Source organism: Paenarthrobacter sp. NPDC089714 (genome assembly GCF_044748905.1).
GTDB lineage: Bacteria > Actinomycetota > Actinomycetes > Actinomycetales > Micrococcaceae > Arthrobacter.
On record NZ_JBIVGX010000005.1, the window covers coordinates 202090 to 215872 of the forward strand.

Annotated in this window: 11 protein-coding genes and 1 riboswitch; of the genes, 3 read left to right on the top strand and 8 right to left on the bottom strand. The window is 65.6% G+C overall.

Annotated elements, in window-relative coordinates; translation table 11 throughout:
* Window positions 1-116: 116 nt before the first annotated feature.
* Together ACIPY3_RS11780 and ACIPY3_RS11785 are read right to left on the bottom strand one after the other, a co-directional pair.
* Window positions 117-3014: a chitobiase/beta-hexosaminidase C-terminal domain-containing protein gene (locus tag ACIPY3_RS11780; RefSeq protein ID WP_400334193.1), complete on the bottom strand. Its 2898-nt coding sequence runs from the start codon at window positions 3012-3014 to the stop codon at window positions 117-119.
* Window positions 3015-3140: 126 nt separating this feature from the next.
* Window positions 3141-3917, bottom strand: coding sequence for a gamma-glutamyl-gamma-aminobutyrate hydrolase family protein (locus tag ACIPY3_RS11785; RefSeq protein ID WP_400334195.1), 777 nt, complete (start codon window positions 3915-3917; stop codon window positions 3141-3143).
* Window positions 3918-3989: 72 nt separating this feature from the next.
* Here ACIPY3_RS11785 and ACIPY3_RS11790 point away from each other — a divergent pair, with 72 nt between their 5' ends.
* Entirely contained in the window at window positions 3990-5150 is a 1161-nt protein-coding gene (locus ACIPY3_RS11790; protein ID WP_400334198.1) for an LOG family protein, read from the top strand.
* On the opposite strand, the gene ACIPY3_RS11795 is transcribed toward ACIPY3_RS11790, so the two are convergent.
* From ACIPY3_RS11795 to ACIPY3_RS11805, 3 genes are all read right to left on the bottom strand, one after another.
* Window positions 5147-5959, bottom strand: coding sequence for a matrixin family metalloprotease (locus ACIPY3_RS11795; protein ID WP_400334201.1), 813 nt, complete (start codon window positions 5957-5959; stop codon window positions 5147-5149). The two genes, ACIPY3_RS11790 and ACIPY3_RS11795, sit on opposite strands and share 4 nt — an antisense overlap.
* 229 nt (window positions 5960-6188) lie before the next feature.
* Window positions 6189-7025 (bottom strand): matrixin family metalloprotease, encoded by an 837-nt coding sequence (locus tag ACIPY3_RS11800; RefSeq protein WP_400334362.1) that lies wholly within the window; start codon window positions 7023-7025, stop codon window positions 6189-6191.
* A 154-nt stretch (window positions 7026-7179) separates the two neighbouring features.
* Entirely contained in the window at window positions 7180-8334 is a 1155-nt protein-coding gene (locus ACIPY3_RS11805; RefSeq protein ID WP_400334204.1) for a VIT1/CCC1 transporter family protein, read from the bottom strand.
* Window positions 8335-8602: 268 nt separating this feature from the next.
* On the opposite strand from ACIPY3_RS11805, the gene ACIPY3_RS11810 reads away from it, so the two are divergent.
* Window positions 8603-8794: a hypothetical protein gene (locus tag ACIPY3_RS11810; RefSeq protein WP_400334207.1), complete on the top strand. Its 192-nt coding sequence runs from the start codon at window positions 8603-8605 to the stop codon at window positions 8792-8794.
* On the opposite strand, the gene ACIPY3_RS11815 is transcribed toward ACIPY3_RS11810, so the two are convergent.
* Window positions 8791-9129 (bottom strand): hypothetical protein, encoded by a 339-nt coding sequence (locus ACIPY3_RS11815; protein WP_400334209.1) that lies wholly within the window; start codon window positions 9127-9129, stop codon window positions 8791-8793. The genes ACIPY3_RS11810 and ACIPY3_RS11815 overlap by 4 nt on opposite strands.
* Before the next feature lie 16 nt (window positions 9130-9145).
* Window positions 9146-9265, bottom strand: a riboswitch (SAM riboswitch).
* Between the two features lie 141 nt (window positions 9266-9406).
* On the bottom strand, window positions 9407-10945 hold the full coding sequence (locus ACIPY3_RS11820; RefSeq protein WP_400334211.1) for a sodium:solute symporter: 1539 nt from the start codon (window positions 10943-10945) through the stop codon (window positions 9407-9409).
* 269 nt (window positions 10946-11214) lie between these two features.
* Here ACIPY3_RS11820 and ACIPY3_RS11825 point away from each other — a divergent pair, with 269 nt between their 5' ends.
* On the top strand, window positions 11215-11790 hold the full coding sequence (locus ACIPY3_RS11825; RefSeq protein ID WP_018777077.1) for a helix-turn-helix domain-containing protein: 576 nt from the start codon (window positions 11215-11217) through the stop codon (window positions 11788-11790).
* A 10-nt stretch (window positions 11791-11800) separates the two neighbouring features.
* On the opposite strand, the gene ACIPY3_RS11830 is transcribed toward ACIPY3_RS11825, so the two are convergent.
* The gene (locus ACIPY3_RS11830) at window positions 11801-13774 is read right to left on the bottom strand and encodes an APC family permease (protein WP_400334214.1); all 1974 of its coding nucleotides are present in this window, start codon (window positions 13772-13774) and stop codon (window positions 11801-11803) included.
* Between the last annotated feature and the right edge of the window lie 9 nt (window positions 13775-13783).

The following is a 13783-nucleotide window of genomic DNA, read 5'->3' on the forward strand; positions in this document are numbered from 1 at the left end:
GTGAGAGAGGGTCGGTGGGAGAGGGCGGTTTGGTGAGAGAGGGTCGGACGTGGCTGACGCGGGCCGGAAGAGTCTGGGGGAAAACTCCGACCCGCGCCAGGTTCAGTGGGGGTTGTTCAGGCGATGACCTTCATCCCCTGCCAACCCGCGCCCAGGCTGATCGGCGGCACATTTCCCAGAGTTCCGCCTCCCGATCCGGGGTAGAGCCACAAGTTGTCTCCAATGCGGCCCAGGACGTCGTTCTTGCCGTCGCCACTTAGGTCCCGGGGGCCGGCGAGTGCAGTGCGCGTATTCCAGCCCGTAGCGATCTGGTTCCACTGCAGCCAACCTCCGGAGCCATTGCCCGGATACAGCCATAATGCTCCCGTATCCGTTCGGCGCGCCAGTACATCGGCTTTGCCGTCTCCGTTGAAATCGCCGGTGCTGAAGATGGCGTTCATGATGCCCCAGCCGGTGCCGACTGTGTACGGGGTGCGCTGGCCACCGTTTCCGTTGCCCTCGTACAGCCGGAGCTCACCGTTGCTGCGCCGGCCCATGAAGTCAGGGATTCCGTCGCCGCTGAAGTCGCCGGGGGAGAAGAGTTGGGTCATGGTGCTCCAGCCCGTGCTCACCTGGGTCCTTGCGCCGAAGCTGCCTGCACCGTCACCGGGGTAGAAGTACAGGATGTCCCCGGCACGGGCCAGGAGATCGTTCTTGCCGTCCCTGTTGAAGTCGCCCGGAGTGATGGTGTCCGTGATCGAGGACCACGCAGGGGCGGGCAGGGCCACCTGCCGGGGGAGGAGCCCGCCGGAACCGTTGCCCGGATACAGGTAGAGGTTGCCTGCGGTGTCCGCAGCCAGGACGTCCGCACGCCCGTCGCCGTTGAAGTCATGGGCCGACGGCGGTCCGGCTGCGGGCACGGTGTAGGTCTGGGTTCCCGCTGCCGAGGTATTCCCGGCCGTGTCCACGCCGATGTACTTGAGCGTCAGCGTGGAGCTGCCCATGACGATCGGGGCCGTGTACTTGAGGTTGGTCGCCGATTCGGTAGCCGTGGGGGTACTTCCATTGGTGGTGTAGTAGATCGTGGCCGGCTCATTGGCGCCGAGGCTGATGGTTGCCCCACTGGCCAAAGCCCTGCCGGTGGGATTGGCAGTGATCACCGGTGCCGTGGTGTCCGGGGGCACTGTGTACGTCTGGGTAGCGACGTCGGAGGTGTTCCCTGCCGTGTCCTTGGCGAAGTACTTCAACGTCAGGGGGCCGGGGCCGTTGAAGGTGACCGGTGCACTGTACACAAGTCCTGCTGTCAGCGGATCCGTGCCGTCCGTGGTGTATCGGATCTCGGCCGGCTCGTTGGCGGTCAGCGCGATCTTGGTTCCCGCCGCGTAGGCTCCACTGGCCGGGTTGGCCGTCACCACGGGCTTGGTGACGTCAGGGCCGGTTGAGTACATCTGCGTGGCGACGGCGGAGGAGTTGTTCGCTGCATCCACGGCGAAGTACTTCAGGGTCATCGCACCGTTGAGGGTGATCGGGGCCGAGTACTTGGGGCTGGACGTGGTGGGTGTGCTGCCGTCCACGGTGTAGTAGATGGTGGCGGTCTCGTTGGTTGCCAGGGTGATGGCCTGGCCGGCGGCGTAGGTTCCGCCCGGCGGTGTGGCCGTGACGACGGGCGCCACGGTGTCAGCAGTGACGTACGCTTCGAATTCGGACAGGCCGGCGTTGGTGGTGCCCGCACTGACTGAGGTGATGTTGAAACGTACCCAGCTCGCGGTCCGCGCCGGGAAGTTGACTGTCAGGGCTGAGCCGTTGTTTGGCAAGGCCGGGACCGCCACGGTGCTGCCGTCGGAGAAGGTAAGGTTGCCGCCGGTCACTTGGTCAGTGAGGACAGGCCTGTCCGAGAGCGTCACCGCGTTGATGGTCCGCGTGGGCGAGAAGTTGTACTGGATCCAGCTGCCGGTTTTTTCACTGGCGGTGACCCACTCCCGGGTAGCGTCCATCGGCGCGCCCCAGAAGTACCCGTCGCGTGCCTTTTCGGGGCTCTGGGCTGCAGCTTTCTGGGACGAAGCCGTGACGGTGGTGCCCGCCAACTTGGCAGCGTTTCCTACCCACTCGATGGCCGTGACATATTGCCGTTTGAGCCATTCGTCGTAGGGAGAGTCCGGGCAGCCCTCGCCGGGGCTGCTGCAGATGTACATGTCGAAGTCGGCGAACCGCACGAAGGTATCCACTTTGGCCGTGAGATCAGCACCCGTCACGTTCTGCGGATACTCGTCGATCACATACGCGTCGTAGGCGATGGAGGTGTGCGGACCGGTGTAGCTCCGGGTAGCCAGTTGGGCGAACTTTGCCGTGGCCCAGTGGTCGCTGTGGTCGTAGGGGTTGTTGAAGTTCCCGGTCCAGTCCTGCGTGCGGAACGTGGTGGGCTGGAAGTTGGCCACCAAGCGGTTGAGGGCGTTCTGGAACTGCGTCTTGGTGAACGTTGCTGCGTTGTCCACGGGCCGGATGGAGGAGAGGCGTCCGTCCCAGAGTTTCAGGATGCTTTGGTCGTTGTACGCGGCGCTGCCATCGCCATCGGGGAATCCGTCGGGGAGCCGCATGAACACCACGGAAATGTTGGGTGCCCCGTTGAGCGTCTGCATGGTCAGCGGCCTGTTGGGGACACCGGCGTCGGAGGTGGTCCACGAGTCGGCGACGCCGGCCATCTTGGAGTAGCTCGCACGGATGCCTGCCTCGAGGCCGCGCCAGTACGAGGCGCCTTCGCCGGCTTCCCCGGCGGTGGTGAAGATCGTCTGGACACAGCGTTTGGCCTGGATATCCCGCATGAAGTCGGGGCTGAGGAACAGCAGGTCGTCGTCGGTGTGGGCCACGATCTGCATGGCCCCGCCGGTTCCGGCGCAGGGTGGGACTGCGGCGGCTGCCGGCGCGGCGCCGCCGAGGACAAGCCCGCCGAAGGCCAGAGCGGAAGTCAGCAGGATGCCAAGGAGGGAAGCGGGAGTCTTCGGATGACGGTGTGGATTGGCGGGTTTTGAACGGACCACAACAATGCTCCTTTGAGCAGACGTTGGGCCCCCCAGCCGGCGAACTTAAGACGCCCTTGCGACGTCATTCGAATGTAATTGTGCGCTCCAGGTCCCCAGAAAGTAAGGGAACTGATGCAGTGAGCGTTACTGTACTCCTCCGGGCCGGTCCTGGGTAGCTCTCCGGCACACTTTTACGAAGGCGCTGAAAGGCAGGAGACGCTCGGCGGAAGGGAGCTGGGCTGCTTCGGGGTGCCACTGCACGGACGTCACCCACCGGTCGGGATCTTCCAGTGCTTCGATGGTGCCGTCGTCGGCAATGGCTGTGACTGCCAGGCCCTCGCCGACGGTAGCCACGGCCTGGTGGTGGCCCGAAGCGATCTTGACCGTGGTGCCGTCCGTGGAGCCGTAGAGGGCAGCGGTCCGGGAGCCGGGGGCCAGCACCACGTCATGCCACGCCCACTCGCTCGCGGCGGCATCATCCGGATCCAGGCCGCTGTGCACCACGGTGGACGGAAGCATGTCCTGGATGAGCGTTCCCCCATAGAGCACATTGAGGAGCTGGTGTCCGCGGCATATGCCAAGGAGCGGCAGCCCGGCGTCGAGCGTTGCGCGCGCAACGGCCAGGTCCAGCGTGTCCTGTTCGGGGTTGACGTCGTACACGGCTTCCACCGGTTCCTGGCCATACAGCCGGGGGTCAAGGTCGCCGCCGCCCGGCAAGAGCACCCCGTCCAGCGCGCCCAGTTCTGTGTCCAACACGGATTCCGGGGTCAGCAGCACCGGCTCGGCGCCGGCCTCACGCAGCAGCTCGACAATGAACACGAACAGTTCATTGGCCTCGCCCACCCGGGCGTCCGGGGCGTCGGAGCTGCTGAGGCGGACGGGGACACCGATGCGCGTGGGAGCGCCGGAAGTGTTGGTCATGCTTCATGATGCACGGCCGGTGTCCCGGGCCCCAAACGGCGGTGTAACCTTCCCGCGCACTACGCTGAAACCATGAATCCCTCCGGCTCCCTGAACCCCAGCCCCCGGACGCTCGACGTCGAAAGCGTGGTTCACTTCGACCGTTTGGTTGGCGCCGGAGCGGCTTCGATGCATGGCTGGCACGCCCAGTCCCTGGACCTCCGCGGACGCTCACGGGAACTGCTCTCCCTCAGTCCGCAGGGTGCCATCTTCCTGGGATGTACGTTCGACGACGGCGTGGAAGACACCCTCCGGGGCCGAGGCGCCCTGATCTTCCCCAAGCTGCGCGGAGTCCCGTTCAACCCCTACCGCGGCAGCCTCTACACCGCACAGGAGCTCTACGATCACATCTCCGCCACTGAGTACGAGGACACGCTGGACGCCAGGGTCTACCAGTGGAGCATCCTTCCGGGCCAGCGCTCAAGCCTTGATGCGACCCTCGCCGCAGCACTCCATGACCACGCGATCGGCGACGCTTTGGACGCGGCACTCCGGAATGGGTCCTTCGCGGGTTCCAAACTGGTGGGAGTCATGGGCGGCCACGCAGCCCAGCGTGGCACCCGGGAGTTCGCCGACGCCGCCCGACTGGGACGCCTCCTGGCCCAGGCCGGTCTCACGGTCGCCACGGGCGGCGGGCCTGGTGCCATGGAAGCGGCCAACCTGGGTGCGTACTTGAGCGAAACGCACGACGACGACTTCCGCGCGGCGCTGCAGGCGCTCGCCGTCGTTCCGGGGTTCAGGCCGTCGGTGACGGCTTGGGCGCGCGAGGCCGCCGCCGTCGTCGACCATCATCCGGAAGGCACCGCCACGCTGGGCATTCCCACTTGGTTTTACGGTCATGAGCCACCCAACCTGTTTGCGACGCACATCGCCAAGTACTTCGCGAACGCCATCAGGGAGGCCATCCTTCTGGAACTGTGCAACGGCGGAATCGTGTTCCTCCCGGGCTCGGCCGGGACCGTGCAGGAGATCTTCCAGGACGCGTGCGAGAACTACTACGGTGCGCCGGAAACCGTCACGCCCATGGTGCTGGTGGGACGCGAGCACTGGGAACGGAGCTTCCCCGCGTGGCCCATGCTGCAAAGCCTGGCCGCGGGAAGGCCCATGGCTGAACGGATCTTCCTGGTGGACACTGTGGAGGAAGCGGTGGACATCGTGGCCGGACGGGCCGGGCGTCGTGTAAAGGAGCGCTAGAAGTCCTTGCTGCACGGACCGGAGCCGAGCTTGGCCAGGCCCGTCAGGTCGCCCGCCGCGTATTGGCGCACCCATGAGGCTTGGTCGTACATGAGCTGGCGGGGATCATCCACGTGGTCGAGGCCCAGGACGTGTCCCAACTCGTGCATGATCACTGCCACGCCGATCTCGCGGCCCTGGGAGGACCCCATGATTCCGGCGAACTGCGGCGCATCCAGGGACACCGTGCCGGTGACATAGGCCTTGTAGCCGTTGCTCAGTCCGATCGACGAACTGCCACCCAGTCCGACGGTCTGGCCCGTGAGCCGTGGGACCTGCTCCGGGGTGGTCCAGGCAATCAGGACGGGAGCCCAGCGGTCGCCGTACGTTTCAGGCTGGTAGCCGGCCCTGTTGCTGGTGGGCTGCTCCGAGGTGGGGCCGTCGTAAACGAAGTGGAGTCCCGTCGCCAGGCTGGCCTGCCGCACAGCCTCCTCGACCAAGGACTGCCAGGACGCGGGAGCCAGAGTCGAGTTCACCACGTAATGGATGGGGCGGCAGGGGGAGTAGGCCACGGGTGTTCCGTCCGTCTTGACCGCCAGGAATTTGTAGGCCGTACTGCTCCGCTGCAAGGGCGCGGGTGCGCCCAGAGGAGCGTCAGCCTCCTCCCGCCCTGGAACCGGGTCTTCCCGTTGGCCGAACGGCAGCACCCCCGGGCGCGGGGACTGGCTTTGCGGGGCGGACGAACCCCACAGCGGCTGCAGGTCTCCGCCGAAATAGGCACCTGCGCAGACCAATCCCAGGACCCCGAAAAAGAAGAAGACCGCGGCCACGGTGCGGTGCCTGATCTGTGGAGTGGGTTGCTGCAGCGGTCCTTGCGCAGGAGGGAGATGACGCGGCGGGGGATAGGGGTCTGGCCCTTGTGGCGACCCATCAGGTTCCATCGAACCCCCTGACGCGACGGCCCGGAACCGCGGTTGGGGCGCCGCCGTCGGCCGTTGGGGACAGCATAGGACCGCGCCCGCCGGGAAGTCCATGGTCCGGCTCCAGCCAAGAGCGGGCCTAGATGTCCTTGCGGCAGGGGGCAGACGCCAGCAGGTGCAGGCCGGTCAGGTCTCCGTCAGCCAAACCATCGGGTGCGCCGATCTCCGGATACATCAACTGCACCGGATCATCCACGTGGTCCAGCCCCATCACATGGCTCAGTTCGTGCTGCATGACGGCCAGGACGTAATCCGAGCCGCCTTCCTCGGCGAGGAGCTCGGAGATCTGTGGCGTATCGAGTTCCAAGCTGCCCGTGATGTAACTCTTGGGTCCCTTGTTCAGCGAATACATGGTGCTGCCACCGGTGCCAATGACCTTGTCCTCCAGCGCGGGTGCGGCCTCCGGCGTGGTCCAGGAAATCAGCAGCGGTGCCCAGCGCTCGCCGTACTTCGCCGGTTGGTAGGGCTCCCGCTTCGCAGTGGGCAGCTCGTCCGTGGTGCCGTCATTGACGAACTGGATGCCCGTCGCGGCGGAGACGTTGGCCAAGGCAGTCTGGAGCAGCCCATCCGTTCCCGCGGGCGCCGAGGCGTCATTGACCACGTAGTGCAGCGGCCGGCACGGCGAATAGCCAACCGGTGTGCCGTCGTCGTTCGTCGCCAGGAACTTGTATGAATCGCTCGTGAAGGCCGGCGCGGGAGGTGACGCCAGCGGGGCATCGGCCTCTTCAAGCCCGGGCGGGGGAGCGTTGAGGGCGCGCGCCGGGTTGTGCGTGCCTGGTCCGCCTTCTTGGGCGTTGGGCAGGGCGGCGCCCGGGACCAGGGCCGTAATGCGTGGATCGCCGTGCAGGAAACCGCTGACCAGGACGGCGACTACAGCCGCAACCACCGCCATGACCAGGCCGAGGAGCAAACGCAGCGCCTTGCCGGCACGGCGGGGTTCTTGCGCATGCGACTCCCCATGCTCGGTGTCCACGGTTCTCCATTCCTCAGGCCCCGTTCACGCAGGCGGCGCAGAGGACGAACCAACATTACGGGACCGGGGTGGTCCCGTCTATTCATGCCGGCGAGGCCTAGACGATCACCGCTCCGAAGAGGAGGCCCAGTCCGTAGGTGGCAGCTGCGGCGCCCAAGCCGATGGCCAGCTGGCGGAGGCCACGGCTCAGCGGGGACGTTCCGGAGAGCAGCCCGACGACGGCGCCCGTCGCCAGAAGTGCAATGCCCACCAGCGCTCCGGCCAGGATCAGCGCGTTCCAGCCGACCATGCCGAAGACGAATGGCAGGATGGGGACGATGGCGCCCGAGGCGAAGAAGCAGAAACTCGACATGGCAGCGCCCCATGCGGAACCGACGGTCTCGTGCTCGTCCGCCACCTCTTCCTTCTCTGGCTGGAGCGAAAGGCTGGGATCGCAGTCGCAGCTGAAGAGCCCCAGGCGCTCGGCGGCGCGGTGTTCAGCAGCTTCCCTGGTCATGCCGCGCGCCAGGTACACCAGGACGAGTTCGTTGTGCTCCACGTCCAAGGACGGCGCTGCGGCCAACGTGGCCTGGGTGGGAAGGGTGGCGTTGAGCAGTTCCCGTTGCGACCGGACGGAGACGTACTCGCCGGCACCCATGGACAGCGCACCCGCCAGCAGGCCGGCAACGCCACTCATCAGCACCACGGCACTGGAAACGCCCGTCGCGGCCATGCCCATCACCAGGGAAAGGTTGCTGACCAGGCCGTCGTTGGCGCCGAAAACCGCTGCGCGGAACGTGCCGGACAACCTGTTGCGGCCGCGGGTTGCGAGGCCGCGGACAACTTCCTCATGGATTTGCTCGTCGGCCACCATGGCGGGGGTGGCGTACGGGTCGGTGCCATAGGGGGAGCGCCCCTCAGCACGTTGGGCCAACGCGAGGACGAAGACGGATCCGAAGTGCCGCGCCAGGAAACCGAGGAGCCGGCTGCGTGCGGACGCCGCCTTGGGCATGCCGGCGTGTTCCCCGAGCAGCTTGAGCCAGTGGGCTTCGTGCCGGCCTTCCGCCTCTGCCAGGGCCAGGAGGATCTGGCGTTCCTCGCCGTCACGGCGTTGGGCGAGTTCGCGGTAGACGGCGGCCTCGGCCCGTTCGTCTGCCAGGTACTGCCGCCAGCGCCGGATATCCGACTGCGTGGGTGTTCGCGGGGCTTCGTCTGCGGGGTGGGGGGCCGGAGCGGGGCTCGACGGACCGTGGGATTCCTGGTGCTGTTGCACTGTTTCTCCTGGGCTTGATGGGACGGTTACGGCCCCTTTGCACCGCCCACTGTACCGCTTATTTCCGGGGATTTTTGGCTGGTATTCCTTAGCGGGAATGTTCGGCATGCCTTAATTCCGTACCCTGCTGCAGCGGCGCTGCGGCCGTCGGCAACCCTCCCTTGACCCCTCCTTGAGGCGGTGCTCAGATGGATAGACAGGGGCGGGGCACTCCCCGCACATCGGTCAGTGGACCGCCTGGTGCGGCCCGTCGGACGGAGGTTGCAGCATGAGCACCGAATCACATCCCCACCACCCGGAACGGGCAACCATCGAATCGGATCCGGCCTACGACTACAACGAGGACCAGGAAGTGGACGAGGCCTGGGCAGAGGAAGGCGAGGTGGCGGACGACGACGAGCGCATTGTGCCGCTCGATGAGGCAGAGGAAGAATTCCGCGGCGACGGCGACGACTCCTAGGCGGCCGGCACCAGGTTGAAGAGCCGCTCGCGCCCGGCGGCACGTCCGACGGCGGCAACGGTCACCGTCAGCGTCTGCGACGCGGAACACCAACGCGCGGCGCGGACGGACCGTGCCAACGCCGCGGCCAGCAGCCGGGGCTCGGGGTGGTGAAAGCGTTCGGCGCGGCCGCGCGCTGCAATGATCACCGTGCCGTGGACGAGATCGACGACGGGAATCACCCGGACTGCGGGGGCGGCGCTTTCGATGGGGCTGGCGTTGATCAAAGCCGCTTGGGATGCGCCTGCTCGGTGTGCGGGATCTTGGATCGTGCTGGTTTCAGCCTGGTACGGCAAGGACTGCTCCTTGGTGGGAGTGCTCTTGCCCGCTCGGTTGTCTCTGGTCCGGGGCGGGCCGCTTCCTCATCCGAACCACCCGTGAACATGGGGTTGGTGTGCGGCCAGTCGGAGCTTGGCGCCACATCTCTTGAAGCTGCGTCCTATCCTAATGCCTCCCCGCAATGGGGGTGGGTGTGCTTGTGGATGCCGGGGACGACGCAAACGGCGACGCCACCCCGCGAAGGGTGGCGCCGCCGTCGTGAATTGCTTGGTTTACCGCAGTGAATCGAGCCTGTCAGGCCTTGTGGCTGGTGACCGGGTGGGCGTCCAGCGGGAGCTCATCCGAGATGGCTCCAGCAACCCGCTTGTCCCACGCCGCGCGGACGGCGGCATCGGTGGGCGGAGTGAGCAGAGAGATCACCACGAACGTCACGAACGAAGCGCCGAGGCCCCAGTAGATGGGATCGTTCGCGTAGACGCCGTCGGCGCTCTCGATCACACCCGTTGCGAAGAGGATCAGCAGGACCAGGGTGAGGACCGAGCCCACGGCCATGGACCAGGCTGCCGCGATGCCGGTACCGCGCTTCCATACAAGGCCGCCGAGGATGGCGACGAGGAGGCCGCCTACCAGGATGTCGTATGCGATGGTGAGGGCCACGACCACGTCCTGGGCCGCCATGGAGATCAGGACCGCCAGGACGCCGAGGCCCAGGACCCAGTAGCGGTTCGCCTTGACGTCGTGCTCGGGGTTCTCCGTGTCGTCGGTGTTGATGGTCTTGCCGAACCAGCTTGCGACGAACGGGACAACGTCTGCGCGAGCCACTGTGGCCGCGGCAATGAGTGCGCCGGAGGCGGTGGACATCATCGCGGCAACGGCAGCTGCCATGACCAGGCCGCCAATGCCGATGGGCAGGATGTGCGTTGCCACCTCGGCGTAGACAACGTCCTTGCCGAGGTTTGCCACGTCGATGTCCGGCAAGGCCACGCGTGCGGCGAGGCCGATCAGGGCGCCGGCTACACCGTAGAGGATGCAGTAGACGCCGGCGGTTGCGCCGCCCCAGCGTGCAACCGTGGGGGTCTTTGCCGTGAAGACGCGCTGCCAGATGTCCTGGCCGATCAGGAGGCCAAGCGTGTACACCACGAAGTACGTGATGATGGTCTGCAGGCCGATGCCGTCGATCTGGAAGAAGCTTGCATCAACGCGCTGGCGGATGCCGTCCAGGCCGCCGGCTGCGTTCATGACGAACGGCAGCATCAGCAGGAAGATGCCCACGGTCTTGATGATGAACTGGACCTGGTCAGCAAGGGTGATGGACCACATGCCACCGATGGTGGAGTAAACCAGCACGATCGCACCGCCCACGGCGATTGCCAGCCAGCGTTCCCAGTCGAAAAGGACCACGAAGATGGTGGCGTAGGCGCCGGTGGAGGTTGCGCAGAGCATGAGGGTGTAGGCCAGCATGACGATGCCGGAGGTCTGGGTGGCCTTGCTTCCATAGCGGAGGCTCAGCATCTGCGAGACCGTGTAGATCTTCAGGCGCTGGATGGTGCCGGCGAACAGCAGGCTCAGCAAGAGGACGCCGGCGCCGATGGCCACCACCAGCCACATGCCGGAGATGCCGAACTTGTAGCCCAGGCCAACGCCGCCAACGGTGGATGCGCCACCCAGGACAACCGCGGCCATGGTGCCGGTGTAGAGGAACGGTCCCAGGCGGCGGCCGGCCACCAGGAAGTCGCTGTTGTTCTTGGTGCGGGACTTGCCCCACCAGCCGAACGCCAGCATGGCAAGCAAATACACCACCACAATGGCGATGTTGATGAACGAAGAGTCCATGAGTGGCTCCTTGGAGCTGATGCACGGAGGTTGGGGTATTCGACGATACTCCTGCAGGGCGTCGAAGTCTCTGTGCTGACGAACGGAGTTGGACGTGTGTTGTGTGCCTCACAGACAACACTTGTTGCCTATGAGGATATGTTGTGATGGGAGTAACAGTCAAGGTGGTTTGGTCATGGTTCCGCGGATTCTGGGTCTTTGCCGTGGCTGTCCGGCTACTATTGGCTCCAATGACAGGGCCTCCCGGACGGGCCTGAAAGGTTTTGTGAATGAAGGCTCTACCCGTTGAACCCAGCAATGTTCCCGTTGCCATCGGTTCCAGAATCCGTGCAGCCCGGCAGGCGCAGCGGCTCACTATCGAGCAGGTTGCAGACGCGACGGGACTGACCAAAGGCTTCCTCAGCAGGGTGGAGCGGGACCTCACCTCACCGTCAGTGGCCTCGCTGGTGACGCTGTGCCAGGTGCTGTCCGTGTCTGTTGGCGACTTGTTCGCAGCGCCCGAAACGCATCTGACGCGGCGCGACGATGGACCGCGCATTTCCCTGGGTGGCCAGGGCATTGTGGAGCGGCTGCTGACGGCGCGTTCCGAGCGCAGGCTCCAGATCCTGCAGGCAACCATCGAGCCGCGGGGGCGTGGCGAAAACGAACTCTATGCCGTGGACTGCGATGTTGACGTGCTGCACGTCGTCAAAGGCAGGATCAAGCTGATCCTGACCAACGAGGAATATGACCTCGAAGAGGGGGATACCCTTTCCTTCCCGGGCCGCGAGCCCCACACCTGGATCAACCCCACGGATGAGACGGTGGAGGTGCTCTGGGTCCTGGTGCCCGCGGCCAGCAGGTAGGACTGGGGGCTTAGCCCACGTGGACCCAGGGGCGGCGGGTGATGTCCGGCTCGGCTTCCCTCAGCACTTCCCGGGTGACCGGTGCGATCTCGCCCTCGCCGAAGAAGAGGAACTTGCTCAGGTTGGAGATCGGGTTACCCTCGGTCCAGCGGAAGTAGATGTGCGGCATGAAGCCCGTGACGTCCCGGATGTGGAGGAGTACGGCAGCCAAGGTATTGGGCACGTTGTTGCTGTGGACTTCCAGGATCTTGAAGCCGTGGCGTTCCTTGCCCACTACCTGGAGTTCCTGCTCGAAGTCCGAGCTGTCGTCCACGATGATCTCGATGAAAAGTGCGCCGCAGTCCTTGGGCAGGTGGTTGGCCTGCTGGGCGTGTTCCAGCTTCTCCTGGTACCGGTCCGCGCTGAGGTGCTTGGGCTCGTGGGCAATGATCCGGACGGGACCATCACTGTTGTTCGCGGTGAACTCGAGGGCCTCCTCGTCCATTTTGATATGGGTGGCCCGCAACTCGAAGGCGCGCCGGATCCGGGAAATGAAGCTCACCACCATGATGCCCAGGATGAACAGGGCAGCAATCTTGAGGCCGTCCGGGCGCTCGATCGAATTGACCACCGTGGTGTAAATGAAGACGAGCGAGACGATGCCGAAGCCGATGAACTGGGCCCGCTGCTTCTTGCGCCGTGCGGAGAGCGTCACGGCAATGGATGCCGACGTAATGAGCACCAGCACGCCCGTGGCATAGGCGCCGCCCTGGGCGTTCACGTCTGCCTGGAAAATGATGGTCACGGCGAAGGCGATGACCGTGAACACCAGAACCAAGGGGCGGAGTGCCCGGGCCCACGCGGGAGCCATGCCGTAGCGCGGCAAGTAGCGGGGGACCAGGTTCAGCAGGCCGGCCATGGCAGAAGCGCCGGCAAACCACAGGATGGCTATGGTGCTGATGTCGTACACGGTGCCGAAGCCATCGCCGAGGAACTTGTGGGCAAGGTAGGCCAGGGCGCGCCCCTCGGCCTTGCCGCCGGATTCAAACTCGGCGGCGGGGATCAGCATGACCGTGGTGAAGCTTGAGGTGATCAGGAAGGAACTCATGATGATCGCTGCCGTTGTCAGCAGGCGGTGGGCACCCTTGATCCGGCCTGCGGGGTTGGCATCGGTGTCCGTGGCGCGCCCCTTGATCTGCGGCATCACGGCCACGCCGGTTTCGAACCCGGAGAGGCCCAGGGCCAGGCGCGGGAAGACCAGCAGGGCAAGCCCGATCATCATCAACGGATCGCCATGTGACGTGGTCAGTGCACTCCACCAGTCGGTGATCACGTGGGATTCGGTAAAGAGGTGGCTGATGGCCACGAAGACCACCACAAGGTTCAGTGCCAGGAAGGCCGCGACGAGCACCACAGCAACGTTGATGGCTTCCCGGAATCCCCGGAGGAAGACGATGCCCAGCCCGGCGATCAGGGCCAAGGTGATCACCACGTGCTGCCCCTCCAGGAATTCCGGAGCGAACGGGTTCTCGATGAGGTGTGCTGTTGCGTCAGCGGCGGACAACGTAATGGTGATCATGAAGTCCGTTGCCGCAAAGCCGAGGAGCGCAAGGACAAAGAGCTTGCCTCCCCAGCGGGGGAGCAGGCGTTCCAGCATGGCGATGGAGCCTTCGCCGCGGGGGCTTTCCTTGGCCACGCGTCGGTAGACGGGCAGCGCTCCGGCCAGGGTGGCGAAAACCAGGAGCAGGGTAGCCAGCGGTGAGAGCAGGCCTGCGGCAAGGGCCGCGATGGCGGGTTGGTAACCAAGGGTGGAGAAGTAGTCCAGGCCCGTGAGGCACATGACCTTCCACCAGGCTTGCGGCTTGTGCGACTCGGACGGCTTCCCGTGCGGTCCTTGCCGTTTGCCCGACGTGTCCGGCATGCCTTCCAGCAGCCACGCCTTGAGATTGAAGGCTTCCTTGCGCCGGTCGGCAGGGTCGGCCGGAGGCCTGGTCAGCGTGGTCACGTCGTCCTT

What these genes read in the sequence shown, in the direction of transcription:
- ACIPY3_RS11785 (WP_400334195.1), bottom strand. Translation starts at nt 3,917, where the DNA reads ATGACCAACACTTCCGGCGCTCCCACGCGCATCGGTGTCCCCGTCCGC.
- ACIPY3_RS11820 (WP_400334211.1), bottom strand. Translation starts at nt 10,945, where the DNA reads ATGGACTCTTCGTTCATCAACATCGCCATTGTGGTGGTGTATTTGCTT.
- ACIPY3_RS11825 (WP_018777077.1), top strand. Translation starts at nt 11,215, where the DNA reads ATGAAGGCTCTACCCGTTGAACCCAGCAATGTTCCCGTTGCCATCGGT.
- ACIPY3_RS11790 (WP_400334198.1), top strand. Translation starts at nt 3,990, where the DNA reads ATGAATCCCTCCGGCTCCCTGAACCCCAGCCCCCGGACGCTCGACGTC.
- ACIPY3_RS11810 (WP_400334207.1), top strand. Translation starts at nt 8,603, where the DNA reads ATGAGCACCGAATCACATCCCCACCACCCGGAACGGGCAACCATCGAA.